Genomic DNA, 25,019 nt, shown 5'->3' on the forward strand with positions numbered 1-25,019 from the left:
CAGAAATTAAAAAAAATATAAATTTAGATGATTTTAACTTGTTATACATCATTTATTTCGTCTTAAGACGTGGAAATCTAAATACAATTGCTAGAATTCCACAAATGCCTAATAAAATTGAATAAATACAATATGGCATCATACTAAAAGGAGATATTCCAGCGACACCCGCTGCTGCAATAAGTTGAGGGCTATAGGGTAACAGACCTTGAAAACATCCAGCAAAAATATCAAGAAGACTTGCTGATTTACGAGGATCTACTTCATACTCATCGGCAATATTTTTAGCCAATGGTCCTGACATAATAATTGAAATTGTGTTATTTGCTGTAGCGATATCCGCTACACTCACAAGACTAGCGATACCAAATTCAGCACCACGTTTCGATTTCACTTTCGATTTCACAAAATTAAGCAACCATTCTACACCGCCATTATGTTGAATAAGACCAACAAGCCCACCAATAAGTAAAGCTATAATTGCAATATCTTCCATTCCAATAATTCCTTTTGATATAGCAGTTAATAAACCTTTCCAATTGAAAGAACCATCAATAAGACCAATGATTCCAGAAAGTATAGTACCACTAATTAAAACTACGATAACATTCACACCAATGACGGCTAAAACAAGCACTAAAATATAAGGAATGACTTTCACTAAGTTATAATCATATTGCTTAGAATGATCAATATGTACACCATTTGTTAAGAAAAATAAAATGATAATTGTTAGAATTGCACCTGGTAAAACAATCCAAAAATTAACTTTAAACTTATCGCTCATTTTTGTTTTTTGAGTACGTACTGCTGCTATTGTGGTATCTGATATCATTGATAAATTATCACCAAACATCGCACCGCCTACTACTGTTCCCATCGCTAACATAGCTGAAATATCAGTTGCCTGAGAAAATCCAAATCCTACAGGTGCAAGTGCTGCGATAGTTCCAACTGAGGTTCCCATAGAGATAGAGACAAACATACAAATTATAAACAATCCTACAATAATAAAATTTTGTGGTATGAGTGATAGTCCTAAATTAACTGTAGACGTAACACCACCCATTTTTTCAGCAGTAGTTGAAAATGCACCTGCTAAGATAAAGATGAAAACCATTAGGACAATATTTGAATGCCCTGCTCCTTGGGTAAATATTTCAATCTTTTTTGAAAATTTTTCTTTTCTATTCATCATTAATGCTACAATCACAGTAATCGTTATCGCAACATTTAAAGGCATATTACTAAAATCTCCAGTAGCGATTCCTATTCCTAAAAATAATGCAATAAATAGCACAAGAGGTAGTAGTGCCCATGCATGCCCTTTATTCCCTTCTTCCATATTTAACCTACTTTCCTTAATACTAATTGAATTTATATTTAAAGGTACAAGATTCATATATCATCGTCAATACAATTACATGTAAAATTCATATTATTATGATTCTGGACGTTTAATTGTAAATGTGTCTCCGAGTTTAGAATAATTATTCCCCGCTAAACGTGCTACGGGTTTAAGCTGATTAAAATCAATTTTACTATCCTCAAAATAGACATCTTCATTTATATGATACATAACAACTTCTCCTATAATTAAATCCGCACCATCATTTTTAGTACCTAATTGAATCATTTGATCTAATTTACATTCAAAACGAATATTAGCTTCTTTCACAGCAGGCGTCTGTTTAATAGATGAACTGATAAGAGTCAATGATGTGCGTTCTAATTCATTGTCTTCGTATTTTAAAGGTGCAGCCGTCTCATTGATATCTTCAATATTGAATTCATCTGTAATATGCACAACAAATTCTTTTGTTTTTTCAATATTTATAGCAGTATCTTTACGCTTACCATTACTTCTTTGTGCTACAATTGCTATCATAGGTGGCTTATTATTCACTACATTGAAAAAGCTAAATGGTGCACCGTTTAAATTACCTTTTTCATCTTCCGATGTTACAAACGCAATAGGTCTAGGTATAACTGAACCACTTAATAATTTATAATTTTGAATATCTGATAATTGATTTGGATTAATCCCTTTCATTTTTAATTCTACTTTATAAAATAAAAAGCGAGAGATTTCTAAAAATCTCTCGCCAGTATACTTAACGTTTAACTAAATTAGTCGATTTGAATACCACCAGTAACGCTATGAACTTGACCAGTTAAATAACTACCATCTTCTGAAGCAAATAATACATATGGTCCCACACATTCAACAGGTTGACCTGCACGACCTAGTGGAGTAGCTTGGCCAAATTCTGGTATTGCTGATTGAGGTTGTCCACCACTGATTTGTAAAGGTGACCAAAATGGTCCTGGCGCTACACTATTCACTCTAATACCTTTATCTCCAAATTCTTCAGAAAGACTTTTTGTTAATGAAATAATTGCTGCTTTAGAAGCGGCATAATCATGTAAAATTGCAGCAGGTTTATACCCTTGCACTGAAGATGTCGTTGTAATTGAAGCACCTGGTTTTAAATATTTAGTTGCTGCTTGAGCAGTCCAAAAAATTGGATACACATTTGTTTCAAATGTTTCAGCAAATTGTTCAGTCGTAAATCCATGAATATCATCATGATACTGTTGATGACCTGCAACAAGAGTAATGTTGTCTAAGCCACCTAATTCATTATAAGCTTGTTTTACTAAATCATAGTTAAACTGCTCATTTCTCACATCTCCAGGGATAAGCACTGCTTTTCTTCCAGCTTTTTCGATGACTTCTTTAACTTCTTGTGCATCTTGTTCTTCACTTGGTAAGTAGTTAAGAGCTACATCAGCGCCTTCTTTAGCATAAGCAATTGCTGCTGCACGTCCAATACCAGAATCGCCACCAGTTACTAGCATTTTATAATCTTGTAAACGGCCATGACCTTCATATGATTCTTCACCACAATCTGGTTTAGGTGACATTTTATATTGATAACCTGGTGTTTCTTGTTCTTGTTTTTTATAATCAGAATCTTTAAATTTAGTTCTTGGATCTTGTGCACCCATTAAAATCATCTCCTATTTAATCACTCAATACAGCTTTACCACATTAAATAGTAATTAAATCATAATTCCAAAAATTTTCTAATAAATATTATGCTAATAATTGATAAATCAGTTCTATAAAATAATCAGGTGTTTTTTCTAAAATACGTTCATCTGGATTGTATTTTGGATGATGTAAATCATATTCGCTATTCGATCCAATAAATGCAAATACCCCTGGATGATGCTCTAATAAACCAGAAAAATCTTCTCCAATTGTATACGGATGTTCTAAATCAATTACTGTGTATCCTACTTTTTTTGCCGCTTCTTTAGCATGTTTTGTAAGCTCTACGTCATTAATAACTGCGCCTGGTAAACGTGTATAAATTAATTCAATCTCTATATTAAATAATTGTTCTAATCCTTTAGCAATGTCATGCATACGTTGTTCAATATAATCTTGTACGTCAGGTTTGAATGAACGTACCGTACCTTGAACATAAGCATTATCTGCTATAACATTCCAAGTATTACCTGAAGACACTTCCCCTATTGTAATGACAGCACTATCAAAGGCAGATAAATTACGACTAATAATTGTTTGCAAACTTGTAATTAATTGCCCTAACGCCATTACAGGGTCATTGCCTTGCTCTGGCTTGGCAGCATGAGCTCCTTTGCCATGAATTTTAAATTCAAAACGATCTACAGCAGAAGTAATAGGACCTGATTTAATTGCAAATTCTCCAATATCTAATGTTGGATAATTGTGAAATCCAATAATCGCTTGTACATCATCTAGTGCATTGGTTTTAGCCATGACTTTAGCTCCATATCCAAGTTCTTCGGCTGGCTGAAATAAAAACCTTACTCTTCCATTTAATTGTTCTTCTTCTTCTTTTAACTTGGTAGCAATAGCTAAGATACTAGCCATGTGAATATCATGTCCACAAGCATGCATCACTCCATCATTAGTAGAAGTAAAGTCTTGACTAACTTGCTCCTGAATAGGTAACGCATCAATATCAGTACGAACAGCGATACACTTTTCTCCTTGTCCTATTTCTGCTACTAGACCCGTTTCCATTGGAATGTCAATCATTTTAATATTGTATGAAGTTAATATATCTTTTATACGTTGCGTCGTTTTATATTCGTATTTTGATAACTCAGGATATTGATGAAACATGCGTCTCCATTTTACAACGTCGTTAAAACTTGTCATCAATGTCACTTCCCTTTCTCTAAGTCCAACAAAATGTTGTATAGTCTATAGTATCATAATTATCAAACTTTTCTTATAACTAAATAAGAGTAGATACCCATTACTTAGAATGGTGGACTACTCTTATCTAAAAGTTCACTTCGATTTTTAAAATAACTACTCTATAAAATGGTGAATAAAATTCGCTGCAAGTTGAGCAGTACGATGATCAATATCATAATTTGGATTAACTTCAGCAATACTAATAGAAGACGTCTTTCCACTTAATATGACGCGTTTACCTATATCAAATACAGAATGAGGATTCAATCCGAGTACAGTAGGTTCACTTACTCCAGGCGCAAATGCACTATCGATGGCGTCCATACTAATTGTAAACATAATCGTTTCATGCTGATGAATAAAACGTTCAATTTTATCTTTAATGGTTGGAGACAAATCATTTAAAATTTCATCTGCATATACATAGATAATTCCTTTTTCTTCAGCATATTCATATAAAGAACGTGTATTTCTACCTTGAGATAAACCTAAAACTAAGTAATCAATATTATCATCTTTTTCTAAAATTTGTCTGAACATTGTACCAGAATTAGATTGTACATCAGCACGCGTCTCGAAATGCGAATCGATATTAATAATGCCAATAGAAGTATCAGGATAAATCTGTCTCGTTGCTAGATATTGTGCGTATGCGATATCATGTCCTCCACCAATAAAAAAAGATTGGTGATGCTGTTGAATAACTCGAGCAGCCAAATGCCCCATTTCTTCTTGAACTTCACTTAGAGAACCTTTTGTATATTCTACATTTCCATAATCAACAAGAGATTCACATTCACTTAAATCCGGTAATTGGGCAAACGCTTTTTTTATTTCGTCTGGTCCTTTTTTAGCACCAATTCTTCCTTCATTCAGTTCTATCCCTTTATCAACGGCATAGCCTAACAAACCTACACCAACTTTATCAAATTGATTTTCTATATTTTCTAAATTAGCAAATGTGACGGTCTGAAAATGCTTAAACTGCTTAGGGTCATTTTGACTATCTACTCTTCCTTTCCATAATTTTGGATTGCTTTTACTGTACATAATATTAGATGCCTCCTAATTATTTAAGGTTACCTTAATCATATAACATATTTTATACAATCAATACCCATTTTTATTAAATTATTCACTCTTTAATTTATGATTCAGACATTAAATATTAGTTTCAAAAATTTAAAAATAATTCAATACTATTACATTTTAATGATATTTAAAATGGACAATTTATTTATCCCCTTGTAATATGTATAATATTAAGGAAAGAATATATATGGTTACCCTAATGGAGGTTACATACATGAAGACGAAACGTATTTCAGGATTTCAATGGGCTTTAACAATTTTTGTATTTTTCGTTGTTACAATGGCATTGTCTTTAATCCTGCGAGACTTTCAAGCATCTATTGGTATTAAACGTTTTGTGTTTAGTATTAATAATTTAGCGCCTTTTATTGCTGCAATAATTTGTATTATTGCATTTAAAAATAAGCGTACTCAACTAGCTGGTTTGAATTTCTCTATTGATATTAGAGTTATTGAACGTATAATACTTGCGTTAATTTTGCCACTCATTATTTTTATTATTGGAATGATGAGTTTCAATAGATTTGCTGATAGTTTTATTTTATTACAAGCCAATGATTTATCAGTATCTGTATTTACAATTATTGTTGGTCATATTTTCATGGCTTTCTTTGCTGAATTTGGATTCCGTTCATATTTACAAAATATTGTTGAAAGTAAAGTCAATACATTTTTTGCTTCAATCATTGTAGGTTTAATGTATTCTATTTGGACTATTAACACAACATATGGAATGCAATATGCAGGTTATCACTTCTTATATACATTTATGTTTTCAATGATTGTCGGTGAATTAATTAGAGCAACTAAAGGTCGTACGATTTATATTGCAATGCTATTCCATGCTGCAATGACATTTGCTCAAGTATTCTTATTTAGCGAAGAAACTGGCGACTTATTCTCTATGAAAGTCATTGCTTTAAGTACTACAATTGTTGGTATTATTTTCATTCTTTTAAGTTTAGTCATTCGTTTTATCTTATATAAAACAACAAACCAATCATTAGATGAAGTAGAACCTAATAATTATTTAGACCATGTAAATGATGACACAGATGATTCAAATAAGACATCTAATAGTGAATTGGATAAAAAAGAAACGTCACATCAATCGTTACAAGAAAATAATGTGACTCATACACAGACTAATGAATCTGAAATCCAAGACAGTGATCATCATTTAAAATCATCTTCTAAATATACAGAAGATAGACGCTCATCTGTAGTGGATAATGTAAAAGAAGAAATCAATGACATCCATAAATCTAATAAATAAAAGGAGAGGAACTTAAACATGTTCCTCTCTTTTTTACTTCTTATTAATTACTTTAATTCCTTCTTGAGTGCCAATAATCGCTTGTGTTGTCATATCTAAAAAATAACCTGTTTCTAGCACACCTGTGAGATGAATTAAAAATTCATGTAATTGATAAGGATCTATCTTACTTTTTAATTCACAGTCTAAAATATAATTCCCATTATCTGTAATAAATGGTATATCCTCATTCATTCTTCGTTCGACTGAGATATCATGATATGTTTCAATTTTTTTAGATATAAGTAACCAGTTAAATTTATCAACTTCAATAGGTAATTTGAAAGTTTCACCTAAGTAATTTACCATTTTACTTTCGTCTGCTAAAACTATAAATTGTCTTGCCATTTCATCAATGACTTTCTCTCTGAATAAGGCACCACCACCTCCCTTAATAAGGTTTAAATCTGAATCAATTTCATCTGCACCATCAATAGCTAAATCTATATAAGTAATATCATTAATATCAACCACATTAATATTATATTGTTTAGCAAGAAATTCACTTTTATTAGATGTACATACACCTGTGACATTTAAATTATCTTGTTGAATACGCTCTGCAATCTTAGGAATCAATAGTTCAATTGTACTTCCTGTTCCAATTCCAAGAATCATATTATCTTGGATTTGAGCTACTGCATCATCTCTCGTCATTAATTTGAGTTCTTTCGCATCCTTCATCGGTACTATAACTCCTTTTCATATACTCATTTATTATTTTACACTAGCCTTTTTAAAATACCTAGGTCTATTTTACATTCATTTAATTTATCAAAAGAAATTTTTATACGTTTTAAAAATATAGTAAAATAACAGATATTATAAAAAAGGAGACTATAACATGATTCCGGTATATGCTATTTCAACTGGTAAAATTGAAACTTTAAACTATGATCAAAAACGTCCAATGCATTCTGCTTTAAATAAAACCATGTTTTCTGGAAAAATGTGGTTATCTTATACAGGGTTCAGTGAGGATGAACAAGCTTATAAAGACCATGGTGGTCCACACAAAGCTGTTTGTTGTTTTAGTAAGGAAAATTATGCAATGTATAAAAATGATATTAATATACTACCTGATTATGCAATGTTTGGTGAAAATTTAACTCTCGTTGACCTTGATGAAAATGATGTGTATTTTGGAAATCAATATCAATTAGGAGAGGCAATTGTAGAAGTTTCTGAAATACGAGAACCTTGCTGGAAGATTCAAAGAAAGTATGGTATTAAACATTTAGTTAAGCGGATGTCATCCTCCGGTAAAACAGGATTTTATATGCGTGTTTTAAAAGAAGGTTATGTGCAGCAACAAGATCATTTATTACTCCTTAAAACTGCCGAATCTCCTACACGCTTATCTGTTCAAAATTTGAATGATATTTATTATAATGACCGCGAAAATATAGACCGTTTAAATCAAGCTATTAATAATCCTTACTTATCTCCTAAACGTATTGAAAAATTGAAATTATTAAAAGAAAAAGCAATGAATAAATAAAAACATACCTCTATCACTTAATGTCATAGTGGTATGTTTCTGAATAAAAATAAAGTTATTTTTCTGAAATATGATATATTGTCTTCGCATAAAATGGAACATTAGCTTTTAGAATTGATTTAGCTTTATTACCCTCATTATTAATATCATTAGGTAAGTATTGTGTTTCTAGCGCTACACCTGAATGAGGTTTATAAATATTAAAATCACTCTTCCATTCTGATGTATCGTTAAAAGTAAAAATCACTATATTAGTCATTGTTGTTTCTACATCTAACGCAAACTCGTTATTTTCAACGATAAGACGATGATGACCAATATCAAATGGATGATCGAGTCCTTTATTAAAATGTATTTGTTCTTTAATTTGTTTATCTTCAGAATTAAAAATATCTTGAAATTGAATAGGACGATGATTAAATCGTTCTAATAAATCAATAGGTTGTTGACTGGAAATAAGATGATTCTGATCAATAGGATACATTTTTAATTGTTCACTTATTATAGAGTGATTATCAATAACATTATTATCTCTATTTAGATTAAAGTACACATGATTTGTAGGATTGAATAATGTATCTTCATTTGATGTTGCTTCATATTCAATCGTCCAACGATGTTCAACATCATATGTATGTATAACCTTAATCATCATATCTCCAGGATAACCATCCTCTTTTGATTGTATCTGAAGTTTAAATATAACTTTAATATTTGTTATATTATTTTGTATTTCATAATCAAACAATCGTCTGTCTAAACCATTACTACCACCGTGAAGTTGATTAGTCATTTCATTTGCTTCCAATTGATAATATTTGTTGTTTAAATTAAAAGAAGCATTTTCAATACGTCCTGCATATCGACCAATAGTAGCTCCAAATTTATATGGATTTTCGGGGTAAAATTCATCCGCTTCTACCTTATTACCTAACACAATATTATTATCATGATATTTCCAAGAAACAATTCGTGCTCCATAGTTTGTAAATACAATATACGTATCGTCATTATCTATTTTAATTAAATCTATACCATGATTTTGATTCTCTACTTCAACTATCATTACTTACGTCTCCCTCTCAACACGCTTGATCAGGCTCTATTTGGTAAAATCATTATTAATACGCCAATAATGCATGCAACAGCACCTAAGACATCATACTTATCTGGAATTTGTTTATCAAATACAAATGACCATATATGATACTCATTATAATAAACACTCCACCATATGCTGCATAGACACGTCCAAAGGTTGGAAACACTTGAAATGTAGCAATCACACCATATAAAACAAGTACTAATCCACCAATACATCCTAACCAACTTGATTGTCCTTCCCTTAACCACAACCAAATTAGATACCTCCACCAATTTCACAGAGACCTGATAATACAAAAATAAAAATTGAATATATCATTTGTTTATTCACCAACTTTTGAAAAGTTAGTTTCATTGTAGCAAACTGCTTTAAATTTCATCTATTACTTTTAAACTTTGACTTTATCATCAATACATATTGTTACACTTTTTTAATTAATATTCCATAGGTTTTATATAAATTTAAAAATGTAAACGTTATCTATTAGATGTTTTTTGATTCTCTATCAATGCATTTAATATTTTCTAACTCTATCATTTTCCACTATAATAAAATTATTAAAAAGTTTAGACAAGCATCCAAATGATTCATTTAAAGAAAGAGGTATTTATATTGGACTTTGTAAATAAATCAACAATTGAAACGGCTAAATCTTTATTAGGCGTTAAAATTAGTTATCAAGATCATACACAAACTTATAGTGGCTATATCGTCGAAACAGAAGCTTATTTAGGTTTTAAAGATAAAGCAGCACATGGATTTGGTGGGAAACAAACGCCTAAAGTCACTTCTTTATATGAACGTGGCGGAACCATATATGGCCATGTTATGCATACGCATTTACTTATTAATTTAGTAACACGTGAAGAAGGTATCCCAGAAGGTGTCTTAATACGTGCAGTTGAACCTGAAGATGGTATCGAAGGTATGAAAATCAACCGAAATAAATCTGGTTTCGAACTTACAAATGGTCCGGGAAAGTGGACTAAAGCATTTAATATTCCTAGAGCAATAGATGGTTCAACAATTAATCAATGTCGTTTATCTATTGATGTAAAGAATAGAAAATTTCCTAGAGAGATTGAAGAAAGTGCACGTATAGGTATCCCAAATAAAGGTGAATGGACAGAAAAATACTTAAGATATACTGTTAAAGGAAATCCATATGTCTCTAGAATGAGAAAATCCGATTGTCTATTACCAGAAGAAACATGGAAGTAACACCTCATTCAATAAAAAATCGCTTTTGAAAAGGTCATCCTTCTTCAAAAGCGATTAATATTATCCGCGTTCAACTTTTAAATGTCTTTGCTCTATCCAAGACATTAACTTACTATCAAAAACAATTTTACTTTGTTTTAAATCATTAATATCTTTAGCATCTAGCATTGTCATAATAGATTTCATATGGTCTATAAATGATTCTACATATTCAATGGTACTAGTAATACCAGCATGTTCAACTTGATTTAAAAATGGACGTGACATGCCAACAGCTTTTGCACCTAAAGCTAAACTTTTAATTGCATCTAAAGGTGTTCGTAATCCACCACTTGCAAATATATTTAGTTTATTTTGATAACTTATACTTTCAAGTAATGATTCTACAGTCGATTGACCCCAATTTGAAAGGTAATCCATGTCTTTATTTGAACGACGCTCATTTTCTATTGTGACAAAATTAGTGCCACCCTTTCCACTCACATCTACATACGTTACGCCTATATTTACTAAAGATTGTAGTAATTCTTTACTCATGCCAAATCCTACTTCTTTAATGATAACAGGTACACTTACGCGTTGAACAATTGCTTCCACATTTTCTAACCATGTCGAGAATTCTCTATTCCCTTCTGGCATCACTAATTCTTGTGGTGCATTCACATGTACTTGTAAAGCTTGTGCGTCTAATAATTCAACTGCTTTAACAGCTTTATCTACTGGTACATCTGCCCCTACATTACTAAATATAATGCCCTCAGGGTTTGTTTTACGTACAATGCTGAATGATTCAGCCATCTTAGGATTTCTTAAAGCTGCATGCGTAGATCCTACAGCCATAGCTAAGCCTGTTTCTCTAGCAACGACTGCTAACTTTTCATTAATTGTCTTAGTCCAATCACTTCCACCTGTCATTGCATTAATGTACAAGGGAAATGTCATATCAAAATTTGAAGTATGACTCGTTAAATCCACTTGATTCACATTGATATTTGGAATTGAATGATGTACAAACCTCATACGGTCAAAATCTGATTGAGGGACATCTTGTTGTGCCATTGCAATTTCTACATGTTCATTTTTTCTTTGCTCTCTTTGGATATCTCTCATGTAACAACCTACTTTCCTTAAACTATGTTCTATATTAAAACCACTTTTTCTTTTTAAAAAAGAGAATTAATGCAATTGAAATGAGTAACATTATAGTTAAACAAATAAAATAACCATAGTGCCATTTTAACTCTGGCATATATTCAAAGTTCATTCCATATACGCCTACTATAAATGTTAAAGGAGAAAATATAACTGACACGAGTGTCAATACTTGCATAATACTATTCATTCTAAAAGAAGAATAAGATTCAAAATTTTCTCGAATTTCATTTGTCATTTCTTGAGAGGTTCTAATAATATTATTTTGTTTAATAATATGATCATCAATATGTTGAATATACATTGAATGTTTATAATCTACAATTAAGTTACCTTCAGTCTTAATTGTATTCACAAGTTCTTGCATTGGGAATAATACACGTTTTATTTTTATAAGATTAGAACGTAATTGAAAGACATTATCCATTACTTTTTTACTATGTGTATCATCTACATGCGCATCTTCAAAGCTGTATACCTCATCTTCAATGGCATAAACAAAATCAAAATATTTATCTACCATCATATCAAGGATATGTATAACGATATCAGCACAATCTAAATCTGGATCATGTTTACGAGCATTTATATTGACAACTTCCATTAATGATTCAAAATGGTGTTGATGATAAGTAATTAATGTTTTTCCGTCTAGAAATACGTTCAATGCTATAGGAGTAAAATCATCTTTATGCATACTATGAAATACCATGTATTGGTAATCATCATAAGATTTATATTTAACTCGTGGTACCCCTTTAATAGCATCTTCTAATTCTAAATAATTAAAATTATAGTTTTCAATCAAAAAATCATTTTCTTCGGATGTTGCCTCTTCAAAATCCAACCACACAATAGTAGCATCATTAGGTACATCACTGATCTGTTCAACTTGAGTTAGTGGTTCGTTCTTAGTTTGATATCGAATTGTCATGGTCATCTTTCTGTTTCCTCCTATTTAACCATACGGTTATCATTCTACCATGAATTAAATATTGTGTATGTGTTATTTTATGTTAGTAAAGTATTTTTATAAAATTTCAAAGAAAGGATAAAATATTATGAACTATCCATTTATTATTCATAAAAGCGTAGTATCTTCTCAAGTTGATTTTAACCAACATATGCACGATGCAGAATATAATTCAATTTTCAGTGAAGTTATTAGTGAATTTAATCATTATAATGGTTTATCATTAAAAGAAAGAGAAGCGCTTAATTATACAACGTTTACAGTCGAAGAACATACAACCTATTTAAAGGAATTACACTTCGAAGAATCGTTTTCAGTTCGTGTTCGTATTTATGATTATGATGAAAAACGTGTTCACTTCTTTTTAGAATTATTTAAAAATGATGAAACTTTAGCTGCAACAAGCGAAATAATGATGATGGGTATTAATCGTTTAACACGCCGACCTGCTTCTTTCCCCACACACTATAAATCTAATATCCAAATATACTATGATTCTCAATATGATCAGCGCTGGCCTAAATCATTAGGACATCAAATCGGCATTCCAAAAAAAGGAGAGGCATAATGACAGAGACTATTTCTGAAATCTTAGAAAACACATTATTTGATCTTAGTGATACACTTAAACTACATTTAATTGAATTAAATGAAAATCGTTCATTATTTATGAATGGACCAAGTCAAGAGCTCATTCAACGAACATTTAATATCAGTTTCTACCAAGGACAAAAACAAGCGATAGAAGCATTAGATAGAAAAATTAAAACGACTACGGATGAGAATGATTTAATAGCTAATCTAAAAAGATATTCTCAAGACATTGAACAACAACTTTTAAATGTAATAGAATTACATACTACAACTTATGAATCCGAAGAAAACTTAAGGTTGGCACAATCTCTCGATACTTATTATCATTGTAAAGGTCAGCATGATATTATTAGTGAATTATTATTGCAAATCAATAAATATTCAATATAAAAAATATAGGACTAAAGTAAAATCTAACTCAATTCTACTTTAGTCCTTTATCATTATTCATGAATTGCCTTATTAATTTGTTTAATCACCTTATGAGATTCATGAATTGGGAATAACGCAAAGTCATGAAACATTTTTGGATACTCAAAAAATTGTATAGATTGATTATAAGTTTCCAATTCATATGCCAAACGTTGCATATCTGGATAATAAATTTCCTTACCACCACCAAACATTATAATTGGTGGCAATCCTTGTTTTATTCCATATATCGGAGAAATTAAAGGATTTGATAATGGTTCTTTATCGCTCCACACATTCATTATATTTTGAAGTCCTTGAATATTAACAAAACGATCTTTTTCAACCAAATTTTCAGTAATTTGAGGATTTGTCATTGTTGCATCAAGCATCGGAGAAATTAAACATATTTTATATGGTAACGTTTTGCCATTTTCTACTAATTGTTGTACATAACTAAGTGCAAGTGCTCCACCAGTTCCATCACCCATAATAACAATGTTTTCATTATTAACTTCACTTAATAACGATTCATATACATTATTAATTGCTTTAAATGTATCTTTAAGATGAAACTCTGGTGCTTTAGGATATATCGGTAAAACGACCTCATATAAAGTGTTAAGTGCAAGTTTGTCCATTAATCTCCAATGGAATGGAGAAGGTTGTAATGTGTTGTATCCACCATGAATATACAAAATTTTCTTTTTAGTTTCGTGACGAAAATTAAATCTAAACACTTGCATATCTCCTAAAGATAATTTATCAAGATTTGCTTTCACATTTAAAGTTGGAGGTTGCTTATGTTTCGCTCTATTAATATCTTTTCTACGCTCCATAAACGATTCAAATTCGTCTTTACTCTTAAACTGAATTGAGCGATTATGTAGTAAATATTTATTAACAATTCTATTTACCATACGTGTTTTCATAAAATTTTTACCTACCTTATAAATTTATAAAATTAATCAAACTTTATTACAGAAAGCTTAAAAAACGATATAATACTATTTATATGATTAAAAATGAGCAATCTAGTTCATATAATTGCCTATTGCATATTAAATTCAGTATAAATGAGTCAACTATAGAAAACAAATGAATGACGGCAAAGGAGTAATAATAATGCAAAATCCTAATAGATATCAAACAAACCGCCCCCCATATGCTCGTGTTAACCAACAAGCTTATTATGGTAAAAAGAAAAATTCGTGGATAAGTTTAATTATACATATCATCATTCTTATACTTGTAGGGATTACTTGTTATAGCATGTATAAACAGCCTATTCTAAATTTTGTTCTTGCAAATCAAGCGATTGATTTCTCTGAGATTAAAAATTTTCAAAATACAACTACTCAGATTGGACCACTCAATATTAATATTAGTGAAGTCGCTAACTTACAAGGTGTAATCGATAAATTTATTCTAGCTTTTAATATATTTTTCGTTTTATGTATTGGCAGCATGATTATTTCAATTTTAACCATTGTATTTAATAGAACGATTTTAAAAGTGATTAATTTCATCATTATCGCTGTTGCGTTAATAATTGCTTTTTCCTTTAGTTATACAATTCAAATGTTAGGAAAGCAAATCTCTCAGAACTTGCATTCCTTTTTCTTAGATTTGGCACCAAATCAAATTATTACTGAAGCAGATGCTATTCACAATGCACTGATCTTACTTTCAAGTAGTTTAGCGTTATTATTTATAAGCTTTTTCTTTAGAAATCGTTATCCTAGAATCAAATAGAAATGTAGTCTCATTTTTTATATTTAATAAAATAAAAAGGTATTGAACGTTTTATATGTCCAATACCTTTTTATATATTAAAATTTATTACTTTCTTTACTCATCAATCTGTCATGTTCAGCTTCAGCACCTTTTTTACCTTTTAAGAATAAACTTAAAACGAATGCTAAGACACTTAATGCTGTAGCAATCCAAAACGCATCATTGATCCCTTCGATTGAGGCTAATTTATTTACATAAGTCAAGATAACTTGTAATGCACCTTGTTGACCCCCATATTGTGCTGCCATTTCACGTACATGATCTTGAATGACTGGATTAGTTTTATCTAATTCAGTTGCAAATGCATTCAGATGATTTGTAGATTGAGTTGTCATTACAGTAACGAGAATCGCAGTACCAATTGAACCAGCTAATTGTCTCATCGTATTTAAGAACGCATTACCATGAGAAATTAAACGAGGTGGTAAAGCATTGATAGCTGCAGTCATTAACGGCATCATAACAAATGCCATACCTATTGAACGTATTACATAAATACTCATAATATGAAGATAAGAAGTATCCATATTCAGTTTTGTTAATTCATACGTTCCGTAAGTCATCACTGCAATACCGAATAAAGCAAGTGGTTTAAGACCAATTGTATCAAGTAATTTACCAGCAACAGGTCCTAATACCCCCATTAATAATGAACCTGGTAATAATAGTAAACCAGAATCTAATGCTGAGAAACCACGTAAATTTTGAAGATATAATGGTAATAAAATCATACCTCCGAATAAACTCATCATTACTACCATGTTTATAATAGTAGTAAGTGTGTATGTTGGTGATTTTAGCACTTCTAAATTAAGCATTGGTGCTTTCATTGTTAATTCACGAATAGCAAATAAGATGATGAACACAACACCAATGATAAACATTATAACGATTTCAGTTGAACCCCATCCTTTGTTACCAGCTTCACTAAAACCATATAATAAAGCACCAAATCCAATTGTACTATATACGATACCACGATAGTCTGCTTTTGGATTGATTGTTTTTTGATAAATTTTGAACCATGCTAATCCAAATAAGAAAGCAAGTAGTCCTAAGATAAACATCATATAGAACATGATATTCCAATGATAATTTTGGACGATGTAACCAGATAATGATGGACCAATCGCTGGAGCAAGAATCATTGCGATACCCATTGTTCCCATTGCCATACCACGTTTTTCAGGTGGGAAAATGGTAACAATTACATTAGATCCTAATGGCATTAATATCCCTGCACCAATCGCTTGTAAAACACGTCCTCCCATCATAATTGGGAAGTTAGTTGAAATACCACAAACTAATGAGCCAATTGTAAATAATACAAGCGCTATTAAAAATAGCTTACGATATGAATATTTATTAAATAAGAACGCACTTATTGGTATTAAAATACCGTTTACTAACATGAATCCTGTCATCAACCATTGTCCAGTTGAAGCAGAAATATTGAATTCTGTATTAATTCTAGGTAAAGCTACATTAAGTAATGTTTGGTTTAAAATTGCGATAAACATACCAAACAACATAGCAGCTAAAATTTTGCCTCTTGTAATCCCTTTACCGAAGACAAAATCTTGGTTTTGATTTTTTATACGTTCGTTCACACGTCCTTCTTGTGAATCAGGATTAATAGGTTCATAAATAGAATCTTTGGAAAGATGTTGATTATTAACATCTCTATCATTATGATTTACTGTATCTTCAGAATGCGTATTGCGTTGTTCATCGTCTGAGTAATGTAAGGAATGTGAAGTTTGCTTTTGCTCAGGATGAATTTGTTCTGAAGATGAATCTTGTTGCTCTTGTTCTTCTTCAAAATGATTTTTTCTTTTATCATTATTGATATCGTTACCTTCCTTATAATGAGATTGGTCATTATTAAAGTAACGCTTTTTCTCTTCACTGATCTGAGGAGATGATGCATTCTTTGCATCGTTATTTTGTTCTAAGTCACTCATTTTAAATTTAGATGGATTATTTTGACTCTTAGATTCTTCATTTACTTGTTGTCCCTTTGATTGATTTAATTTAGATTTATGACGTGATTTCAACACGAATAAATTAATTAAACCAACTAAAATGACCGCTGCAACGATATATCCAATAATGAAGGTCACTGTCATTTTATGACCCCCTTAGTCTTTATGAATTTTAACTTCAGCGTTCATTCCAGGAACAACATTTTTAGATGGTTGTGAGTCTAAAGAAATTTTCACAGGAATCACTTGTGAAACTTTAGTATAGTTACCGTCACTGTTTGATGATGGCATTAATGAGAAACTATTTGCAGTTGCTTTTCCGATTTCTTTAATTTTACCATCGATTTTAGAATCTTGACCATCGATTGTTACATCAACTTTATCGCCTTTTTCAATGCTGCTTAAATCATTTTCATCGATATTAGCTGTAATGTATAAATCATCTAAATTATATGCATAAGCAATTGGTGAACCTGCTTGAGCGATAGAACCTTCCATTCCATCAGTTTTAGCAATTGTACCATCTTGTGGCATTTTAATTTTTTGATCTTGAGTTTGACCATCTTGACTTTGAGCAGTTACTTCTGCGACTGTGTCACCTTTTTTCAATTGATCGCCTTGTTTTGCGTCAAAAGATTTAATTTTTCCAGATGCTGGACTCGCAATTTTAATTTGATTACCGTCAACTTTAGCGTTATCAGTTGTTACATAGCTAGTTGCATTATGATAGAAATAAAATCCAACTACTCCGATAATAACTAAAGCAACGATAGTAATGATATTGATTAACACCATTTTCTTCATTGAATTTTCCTCCTATTTGCTTTTAAAAATCACTTTATATATTATAAAGACATATCAATAAAAAAAACACCAACAAAACTTAAAAAATTGTCGGTTATTTTTTAAATTTAGGTGACATGCATGAAATTAAAAGCGAAATATAAAATTATAATAAGTATGATCGATTTGCTAGAAGATTATCCCTTCGAACAAATTTCAATTAAAATGATATGTGCACAAAGTAAAATTAATCGTTCAACATTTTATGATAATTTTCAGGATAAATATGACTTATTGTCTACAATCCAAAGTTACCATCTAAATAAGTATGAAAAATTATTAAAAGCACTTTCTAATAATTTTCACAATATAAAAAAAGAGCCTGAAAAAGTATTTAAATTCTTTCATATTATTCTTAAATATATATATAGAAAGAAATCTTTTTTTCACGCTATTTTCATCTCACATCCAAATAGAAGTTTAGTTATGGACTACTTAGATATTACAAAGAAATATTACGATAAGATTTTAGTTGAAAATGAAACTTTAATTCAAAATAGAGGACTTTTTATTTCTTATACTATTAGCGGTCAAATTGGAGTAATTCTTTATTGGCTAAGAAGCGGTTGCCAAGAAAGTCCTAAAGAAGTAGCAAATTCTTTATTATCCAATACAATTAAGTTACAAAGATAATAAAGAAGGGAGCAAGACAGAATCAAATTAAATTTTGTTTTGCTCCCTATTTATTTATCTTTTTGTTTTAAACACTTTAAAATTAATAAGGTGTAAAATAATAAGGATCACAATTGCACTAATAATGATTATTAAATAAGGCATACTGTTATATTCTCCTTTTACATTTACCAAAGGTGTAACAATACCTCCAAATAAAAATTGTACAAGTCCTAACAAACTGGAAGCACTACCATTACCAGTGGTACTTTCCTCCATCGCAATAGAAAAACCTAAAGTAGCTACACCTGTAACTGGAGCTACTAATGTTATAAAACCAATCACTAAAAAAATGAATGGTCCATGTTGGATGAGCGTTAACGAAACAATACATACACCAATAATTTGGATACATGTCAATAACCTTAAAAGTGTTTGCGTGTGAATATAATCTATTAATTTTCCTGTTAATTGACTCGAGATGATTAATGTTATTCCTATTCCAGCAAACATCCAACTAAAATGCAGTGGAGATACACCATACATTTTTTGAACTAAAAACGGTGAAGCAGAAATGTAACTAAATAATAATATAAATGAAACACCTTGTATTAGCATGGGTAGTACAAAACGTGGTGTACCTAATAAGCTTTTAAAATTCTGAAATATCACTTTGACACCACTGCTATCTCTATACTCTAAACTTAAAGATTCTGGTATTTTTGTTAGACTCCCCATTACCATTAATATACCGAAGATAGTTAATATAACAAATACGACTCTCCAAACTGCTACACTTAAAATGATACCTCCAAGCGCAGGTGCAATAACCGGAGCAACACCATTAACTAGCATTAATAAAGATAGAAATTTAGTTAATTCATTACCTTTATATAAATCACTTGCAATGGCTCTTGAAATAACTGCCGCGCCTCCCCCAGTAATACCTTGTAAAAGTCTTAAGATAATCATAAGCCATATGTTATGAACAAATATGATTCCGAGACTTGCAAGAGTAAAAATAGTCATAACAATAATTAAAGGTTTTTTACGCCCCATACTATCGGAAATCGGTCCTACAAATAAATTACCAATTCCAAGGCCAATCATAAAAAACGATAGTGTCAATTGAGCATTAGCAGTCGTAGTGTTGAAATCATTTTTCAATTCAGGTAAACCAGGTAAGAACATATCAATCGCTAAAGGTCCTATAGCAGTCAACATACCTAGAATAATAATAAATAACAAGGAATGCTTATCTTGGTTATGTCTTTGTTCCATTTAAATATTCTCCTTAGAATCTATTTAATGTTTATAATTTGCAATATTCCATTATCTTTATCTTCTTCTATTTCATAAGTGACATATTCTATTTCTCCGCGTTGATTAATTTGTTGTACTTTAGCTTTAATAATATCTCCACTTTGAGTTGCACTTAACAACTGTGAGAACTCAAAATGTTTTGAATCACTTAAATGATTTTTTATATCTATATATGCATCAGACTTATTTTTTAGAAATGGACTTATTATATCAAAATTTTGTTGATTAATAGCATTATTTAGAGCATAGGTATATTGATTAAAAAACGGTTCTAACGTAACTCTAAGTATGCTTTCTTCTTCAGTTTTCTTTGAAATATAATCAGAAATTTTATCTTCATCAAAGTCCAGTATTGCACTATTAATATTTCCTAAATCTTTTGCTTTTATTGTTTTACTTGTAGACGTAAATGTTTTGTCTTTAACCATACCTGTAGCTGAAACACTAATGTCTTTATTTTGAGGATACGGACCATATGTTTTTGATGCATCATATTTCATTTCTTTATCATTAATAGTTACTTTTAATGTGTTTTTATCTAAGTCACTTTTACCCTTTAATTTAACTTTAAGTGAAGCTTCGTTAAAGTTCTCATTAACATCTACAGTATTTCCTTTAGCATATCTAAAATCAAATTTCATTTGACCTGTAAAATGACCATATTCCGTGTCTTTTTCAGTATCGATAGCATAAACACCTGGAATGTATTTACCAATAGAAGTTGCTTGATTCGCCTTTGCGTGAATGACTCTACGTTTTCCACCAGCTTTAAATTCATATTTTGTATCTATTTTCGGCTTAACAATAACAGTTTTTGTAGGTGGTCTATAACTCATATTATTAAAGATTAAAAAACGCGTTCCATTTTTACTAATTTTTAATACATTTTTATCTGTTTTTGTTTGTATATAGGCAGAATCATGGTTACTTTTATTTAATTTATCTGTTGTGTGTTTGACATCGTGAATAAATTTCACCATTCCAACTTCATCTTTAATATATTGAATATAAACACTTGCTTCTTCATCATCTACAGGAACATCTTTAGTACTAATTAATGTAGCTACTTTTTGAGCATCGTTGTTATCAATCGCGTTTACAAGAATTTTAGTTTGAGCTTCGGGAGAATTGAAATTTCTTAATAGTATGAAAACAATACCAATTAAAATAATAATGAAAGTTATAATGACCCACGGAATAAACTTTTTAAATTTTAAATTAGATTGTTCTGATTGAGAGGACGATGTTGCTTTATTTTTTTCTTTTGGTATCATATTTCCGCAATTAGAACATTGCCTATCACTTTTATTTAATTCTTGTCCACAATAAGGACATTGTTTCATTTTGTCATCAACTTCCTCTCATAAGATGCAACGTCATTTACATTTTTCACACAAATATTATAACCCTTTTTTCTTGTGAAGATAACTTCCGATTAACGTTATTTTACCTTAGCATTAAAATGCTTCACACGTTCATCTATAATATAAAGCACACTCAGAACTTTTTCTATATCATTACTAGATAAGTCTTTAACCATATCATTCACAATTTGACTTATAATTTCGTTATTTTCTTCCGTATATTGGCGCCCTTTCTCTGTTAAGACAATATACTTTAAGCGTTGATCTATTTTATCGTTAGGCTTCTGTAATGCAACAAAGTCACTTTCTATTAATTTTTTTATACGACGACTTACTGCCGCTTTATTAACCCCTTGTTTTTCAGTAATTTCTGTTATAGATAAAGCTTGATGATGACTGAGTAATCGTAGTACATTCGATTGTTCAGTAGAAACACCATATTTTACTTGTTGATCTTTTAAAAGTTTAGACGTTAATGTATTTGTATCGTTTATGAAATGTTTCATAAATTCAATATGATTTTTTGAGATTCTACTCATTACAAATCTCCTTACTTAAATAATTTCATATATTGTGCAGTTAATTTTTATACTCTGTTAAATAATATCAATAATTTTCCACGTTGAAAACAAATAGAAAAATATAATAGTTGCTAAATTGTGACCCTTTCATTACATTTAAATATATAAATAGATATGAGGTTATCAAATATGCTAGCAATCATTTTATTATTTATTGTTTTAATTATTATCCTAAGTGTTTTGTTTAATATAAGACACTTTATCTCTCTTTCTTTTTTTATTACAAGCGTAATATTATGTTTCACCATTAGTCTCATTAATATCATGACCATGACCCTACCAACTGGATTGTTTATATTAATTATCATTTCTACCATCGGTTTGCTTGTCAAACATTCTCATCTATTCAAAATTAAAAAAGGAATCCGTTTCTTAAAAAAAATGTTTCGTAGATTAATAAATGGTGTCTTATTTATTGGTATATTTATATATCTTAGTACAATACCATTACCTATTTTAAATGGCATGTTTTTATGGATTGCTTTAATGTTATTTAGTGCTTGTTACGCTTTCATTATATATTTAATTTTTTCTTCTGCATTTGAACGTGCTAAAACCCATAAACAATATGATATGATTCTTATACTTGGCGCAGGTATATTCAATGAAACAGTCACTCCTATGCTAGCCTCTAGACTGGATAGAGCTTTAGAAATCTATAAAGTACAGTCGCATAATTGCAATATATTGGTAAGTGGTGGTCAAGGTCCTGACGAACCAATTTCAGAGGCCTTAGCAATGAAGAATTATCTCATTAAATGTGGTGTGTCATCTTCTTCAATATTGATGGAATCACAATCAAGCAGTACATATGAGAACTTTTTATATTCTAAATCTTTCATTAATACATCGTTTGAAAATGTCCCTAGTATTTTATGTGTGACGAGTCAATTTCATATTTTAAGAGCCTTACGTTTTGCACAAAAGTTAAATATAAAAATAATAGGATTAGGAAGTTCAACGCCTTATCATTTTCTAGATAAAGCGCTCTTACGAGATTTTCTTGCACTTATATATCAATATAAATTACTTTTGACTTTGTATTTAGTCGGAGTATTTATAGCGTCAATTTGGATATTACTTTAATATACAAAAAGTCTGGATCATTTTCTTATATGATCCAGACTTTTCCATAGTATGAATACTATTCACTTTTTAATTAAGTATTTTGCCGTCTTCTAATTTTACAACGCGATCAGCATAGTCAAATAATCGCTCGTCATGTGTAATCATAATACCTACCATCTGTTCAGATTTTATACGTTCCTTAATCATCTCTACTACTTTCGTAGCACGACTTGCATCTAAACTTGCTGTTGGTTCATCTGCAAGAATGATTTTAGGATTATTTGTAAAGGCACGCATAATTGCTACACGTTGCTTTTCTCCTCCTGATAACATATGTGGAAATGCATCCAAACGATCTTTGAGACCAATTTCTGTTAATAAATATTTAGCATTTGAAACGGCTTCTTTTTTATTTACTCCCGCTTCCTTAGCAATAACAGTGAGTTGTTCTTCAACCGTTAGATAAGGCACAAGATGTGACGATTGAAAAATAAAACCAATATCATTAAGTCTTAATTCTGTACTATTTTTATAATTTGAATACAAATCATGACCTTCATATAATATCTTACCATCAGTAGGTGTTAACAACCCACCTAATATATTTAATAGTGTCGATTTACCTGAACCTGATGCACCATTTAAAATAATAAACTCTCCTGGTTGAACGTCTAAATTAATATCCTTTAATACTTTTGTCTTCGCTAAACCTTCTCCAAATGTTTTACTAATATGTTCGAGTTTTAATGTCATTATTCCATACCTCCAATAGCATCAATTGGATCCACTTTTACTACTTTGATAAATGATAGTAAGGCACCGATAAATCCTACAATAAGAAAAATAACAATCATTAATAAAATTGTACCGTAACCTAAATAAAATGGCATCGTAACTGGCATAATTAAACTTAATATTAAAATAAGTACTGTGGCTAAAATAACACCAACCATGGTAGTTAAAATAATCTCTATAATTAATGAGCTTAATAAATGTCTCGTTTTAATACCTACTGCTTTTAATATGCCTATTTGTGAGATTTTTTGAATGGTCATAACATAAAAGAATGCACTTAATACAATTGCTGTAATCACAAACAAACTAATTATCATTAAATTCAATGGCATTTGTTCTGCTTGGTAACTTGCAATGTTATCAGTCAATGTTTTTTCACTAACAGTTGTTACATTAGAAATATCATTAATTCTATTTTTATCTTTTTTACTTAATTCTTTAACTGGATAGAATGTAGAATAATTTTTATTAAGCGTTTTAAAATCTGAATGATTCATCATAACCATTGAACTATGAGAATACATTGTATCTTCAATAATACCACTTACTTTATAAGCTTCTTTATGACCTTTAAACTTAATCATATCTCCTTTTTTTACATCTTGTCCCGTTAATTTATCATTTATTGCAACTTCATGTGAATGATTAGGATAGCGACCTTCTTTTAAAGAGGGACGATCTTCTTTAGAAGTAGAGAACGTAAGAATATCTTGATCTTGTTGTTTTAATTTTAATGTTTGTGGTCCAAGATGTGTTGCTTGTTGATTTATAATATCTTCTATCTTATTTTGTTGATTTGAATCAAGTTGTGATGTTTCAATTTTAGGTTCTTTCATTTTTTCAATAATATATGTTTGTGCATTTTGATTATTTAAAAATGACACATTTTCTCTCGCTAAACCTTGAGCTAAACCATTAATAAATAATACCATACTCCCTAGTAAGAAGATGATTAGCATAATTAATATATATCGAAACTTATAAAATTTTATTTCTTTCCAAGCTAAATTCATTTCTTTTTCCTCC

The 25,019-nt window shown here is 30.3% G+C and carries 24 protein-coding genes and 2 pseudogenes; 8 read left to right on the forward strand and 18 right to left on the reverse strand.

What is annotated here, in order from left to right; genetic code table 11:
- Nucleotides 1-52 precede the first annotated feature (52 nt).
- The 5 genes from HMPREF2953_RS01445 to hutG form a co-directional block, all read right to left on the reverse strand.
- On the reverse strand, nt 53-1,345 hold the full coding sequence (locus HMPREF2953_RS01445; protein ID WP_070671416.1) for a Na+/H+ antiporter NhaC family protein: 1,293 nt from the start codon (nt 1,343-1,345) through the stop codon (nt 53-55).
- A 96-nt stretch (nt 1,346-1,441) separates the two neighbouring features.
- The gene (locus HMPREF2953_RS01450; protein ID WP_070671418.1) at nt 1,442-2,053 is read right to left on the reverse strand and encodes a flavin reductase family protein; all 612 of its coding nucleotides are present in this window, start codon (nt 2,051-2,053) and stop codon (nt 1,442-1,444) included.
- 77 nt (nt 2,054-2,130) lie between these two features.
- Nucleotides 2,131-3,012, reverse strand: a complete 882-nt coding sequence (locus HMPREF2953_RS01455) for an SDR family oxidoreductase (protein ID WP_019835630.1) — start codon at nt 3,010-3,012, stop codon at nt 2,131-2,133.
- Between the two features lie 88 nt (nt 3,013-3,100).
- A complete protein-coding gene (locus HMPREF2953_RS01460) occupies nt 3,101-4,219 on the reverse strand; it encodes an amidohydrolase (RefSeq protein ID WP_070671420.1) in 1,119 nt (372 codons plus the stop codon).
- A gap of 156 nt (nt 4,220-4,375) precedes the next feature.
- Nucleotides 4,376-5,311, reverse strand: coding sequence for a formimidoylglutamase (gene hutG, locus HMPREF2953_RS01465; RefSeq protein ID WP_070671422.1), 936 nt, complete (start codon nt 5,309-5,311; stop codon nt 4,376-4,378).
- A 256-nt stretch (nt 5,312-5,567) separates the two neighbouring features.
- On the opposite strand from hutG, the pseudogene HMPREF2953_RS01470 reads away from it, so the two are divergent.
- Nucleotides 5,568-6,396, forward strand: a pseudogene (locus tag HMPREF2953_RS01470) (lysostaphin resistance A-like protein); the annotation flags it as partial.
- A gap of 266 nt (nt 6,397-6,662) precedes the next feature.
- On the opposite strand, the gene HMPREF2953_RS01475 reads toward HMPREF2953_RS01470, so the two are convergent.
- A complete protein-coding gene (locus tag HMPREF2953_RS01475; protein WP_070671426.1) occupies nt 6,663-7,352 on the reverse strand; it encodes a ribose 5-phosphate isomerase A in 690 nt (229 codons plus the stop codon).
- Nucleotides 7,353-7,512: 160 nt separating this feature from the next.
- Here HMPREF2953_RS01475 and HMPREF2953_RS01480 point away from each other — a divergent pair, with 160 nt between their 5' ends.
- Complete coding sequence (locus tag HMPREF2953_RS01480; protein ID WP_002454973.1) at nt 7,513-8,169, forward strand: MOSC domain-containing protein; 657 nt, start codon at nt 7,513-7,515, stop codon at nt 8,167-8,169.
- A 55-nt stretch (nt 8,170-8,224) separates the two neighbouring features.
- Here HMPREF2953_RS01480 and HMPREF2953_RS01485 read toward each other — a convergent pair whose 3' ends face one another.
- A complete protein-coding gene (locus tag HMPREF2953_RS01485) occupies nt 8,225-9,235 on the reverse strand; it encodes an aldose epimerase family protein (protein ID WP_049334614.1) in 1,011 nt (336 codons plus the stop codon).
- Between the two features lie 29 nt (nt 9,236-9,264).
- A pseudogene (locus HMPREF2953_RS01490) lies at nt 9,265-9,592 on the reverse strand (YnfA family protein).
- A 294-nt stretch (nt 9,593-9,886) separates the two neighbouring features.
- On the opposite strand from HMPREF2953_RS01490, the gene HMPREF2953_RS01495 reads away from it, so the two are divergent.
- The gene (locus tag HMPREF2953_RS01495) at nt 9,887-10,495 is read left to right on the forward strand and encodes a DNA-3-methyladenine glycosylase (protein WP_070671428.1); all 609 of its coding nucleotides are present in this window, start codon (nt 9,887-9,889) and stop codon (nt 10,493-10,495) included.
- Nucleotides 10,496-10,555: 60 nt separating this feature from the next.
- On the opposite strand, the gene fni is transcribed toward HMPREF2953_RS01495, so the two are convergent.
- Together fni and corA are read right to left on the reverse strand one after the other, a co-directional pair.
- Entirely contained in the window at nt 10,556-11,605 is a 1,050-nt protein-coding gene (gene fni, locus HMPREF2953_RS01500; protein ID WP_070671430.1) for a type 2 isopentenyl-diphosphate Delta-isomerase, read from the reverse strand.
- Nucleotides 11,606-11,639: 34 nt separating this feature from the next.
- Nucleotides 11,640-12,587, reverse strand: a complete 948-nt coding sequence (gene corA, locus HMPREF2953_RS01505; protein ID WP_070671432.1) for a magnesium/cobalt transporter CorA — start codon at nt 12,585-12,587, stop codon at nt 11,640-11,642.
- Between the two features lie 121 nt (nt 12,588-12,708).
- Here corA and HMPREF2953_RS01510 point away from each other — a divergent pair, with 121 nt between their 5' ends.
- Both HMPREF2953_RS01510 and HMPREF2953_RS01515 read left to right on the forward strand, forming a co-directional pair.
- Nucleotides 12,709-13,188 carry a thioesterase family protein gene (locus tag HMPREF2953_RS01510; protein WP_002454968.1) on the forward strand — a complete coding sequence of 160 codons (480 nt, stop codon included), beginning with the start codon at nt 12,709-12,711 and terminating at the stop codon, nt 13,186-13,188.
- A complete protein-coding gene (locus HMPREF2953_RS01515) occupies nt 13,188-13,604 on the forward strand; it encodes a hypothetical protein (RefSeq protein ID WP_070671434.1) in 417 nt (138 codons plus the stop codon). Before HMPREF2953_RS01510 ends, HMPREF2953_RS01515 begins: the two co-directional genes overlap by 1 nt.
- 53 nt (nt 13,605-13,657) lie before the next feature.
- Here the strand turns inward: HMPREF2953_RS01515 and HMPREF2953_RS01520 are convergent, their stop codons facing one another.
- A complete protein-coding gene (locus HMPREF2953_RS01520) occupies nt 13,658-14,557 on the reverse strand; it encodes an alpha/beta hydrolase fold domain-containing protein (protein ID WP_064206691.1) in 900 nt (299 codons plus the stop codon).
- A 193-nt stretch (nt 14,558-14,750) separates the two neighbouring features.
- Here HMPREF2953_RS01520 and HMPREF2953_RS01525 point away from each other — a divergent pair, with 193 nt between their 5' ends.
- The gene (locus HMPREF2953_RS01525; protein ID WP_070671435.1) at nt 14,751-15,380 is read left to right on the forward strand and encodes a hypothetical protein; all 630 of its coding nucleotides are present in this window, start codon (nt 14,751-14,753) and stop codon (nt 15,378-15,380) included.
- 77 nt (nt 15,381-15,457) lie between these two features.
- Here the strand turns inward: HMPREF2953_RS01525 and HMPREF2953_RS01530 are convergent, their stop codons facing one another.
- Nucleotides 15,458-17,551, reverse strand: a complete 2,094-nt coding sequence (locus HMPREF2953_RS01530) for a DHA2 family efflux MFS transporter permease subunit (RefSeq protein ID WP_070671437.1) — start codon at nt 17,549-17,551, stop codon at nt 15,458-15,460.
- Nucleotides 17,552-17,563: 12 nt separating this feature from the next.
- Complete coding sequence (locus tag HMPREF2953_RS01535) at nt 17,564-18,211, reverse strand: HlyD family secretion protein (protein ID WP_049334623.1); 648 nt, start codon at nt 18,209-18,211, stop codon at nt 17,564-17,566.
- Between the two features lie 120 nt (nt 18,212-18,331).
- On the opposite strand from HMPREF2953_RS01535, the gene HMPREF2953_RS01540 reads away from it, so the two are divergent.
- On the forward strand, nt 18,332-18,883 hold the full coding sequence (locus HMPREF2953_RS01540) for a TetR/AcrR family transcriptional regulator C-terminal domain-containing protein (RefSeq protein WP_070671439.1): 552 nt from the start codon (nt 18,332-18,334) through the stop codon (nt 18,881-18,883).
- A gap of 54 nt (nt 18,884-18,937) precedes the next feature.
- Here the strand turns inward: HMPREF2953_RS01540 and HMPREF2953_RS01545 are convergent, their stop codons facing one another.
- From HMPREF2953_RS01545 to HMPREF2953_RS01555, 3 genes are all read right to left on the reverse strand, one after another.
- A complete protein-coding gene (locus tag HMPREF2953_RS01545) occupies nt 18,938-20,143 on the reverse strand; it encodes a putative multidrug effflux MFS transporter TcaB (RefSeq protein WP_049334625.1) in 1,206 nt (401 codons plus the stop codon).
- Nucleotides 20,144-20,163: 20 nt separating this feature from the next.
- A complete protein-coding gene (locus HMPREF2953_RS01550) occupies nt 20,164-21,528 on the reverse strand; it encodes a membrane-associated protein TcaA (protein WP_070671441.1) in 1,365 nt (454 codons plus the stop codon).
- A gap of 98 nt (nt 21,529-21,626) precedes the next feature.
- The gene (locus HMPREF2953_RS01555; protein ID WP_070671443.1) at nt 21,627-22,088 is read right to left on the reverse strand and encodes a MarR family transcriptional regulator TcaR; all 462 of its coding nucleotides are present in this window, start codon (nt 22,086-22,088) and stop codon (nt 21,627-21,629) included.
- Nucleotides 22,089-22,259: 171 nt separating this feature from the next.
- On the opposite strand from HMPREF2953_RS01555, the gene HMPREF2953_RS01560 reads away from it, so the two are divergent.
- Nucleotides 22,260-23,216 (forward strand): YdcF family protein, encoded by a 957-nt coding sequence (locus tag HMPREF2953_RS01560; RefSeq protein WP_049334627.1) that lies wholly within the window; start codon nt 22,260-22,262, stop codon nt 23,214-23,216.
- 69 nt (nt 23,217-23,285) lie between these two features.
- Here HMPREF2953_RS01560 and HMPREF2953_RS01565 read toward each other — a convergent pair whose 3' ends face one another.
- Together HMPREF2953_RS01565 and HMPREF2953_RS01570 are read right to left on the reverse strand one after the other, a co-directional pair.
- Nucleotides 23,286-23,951: an ABC transporter ATP-binding protein gene (locus HMPREF2953_RS01565; protein WP_049334628.1), complete on the reverse strand. Its 666-nt coding sequence runs from the start codon at nt 23,949-23,951 to the stop codon at nt 23,286-23,288.
- Entirely contained in the window at nt 23,951-25,006 is a 1,056-nt protein-coding gene (locus HMPREF2953_RS01570; RefSeq protein ID WP_070671445.1) for an ABC transporter permease, read from the reverse strand. Before HMPREF2953_RS01570 ends, HMPREF2953_RS01565 begins: the two co-directional genes overlap by 1 nt.
- Between the last annotated feature and the right edge of the window lie 13 nt (nt 25,007-25,019).

The sequence above is a fragment of the Staphylococcus sp. HMSC072E01 genome, from assembly GCF_001814125.1.
Lineage (GTDB): Bacteria > Bacillota > Bacilli > Staphylococcales > Staphylococcaceae > Staphylococcus > Staphylococcus hominis.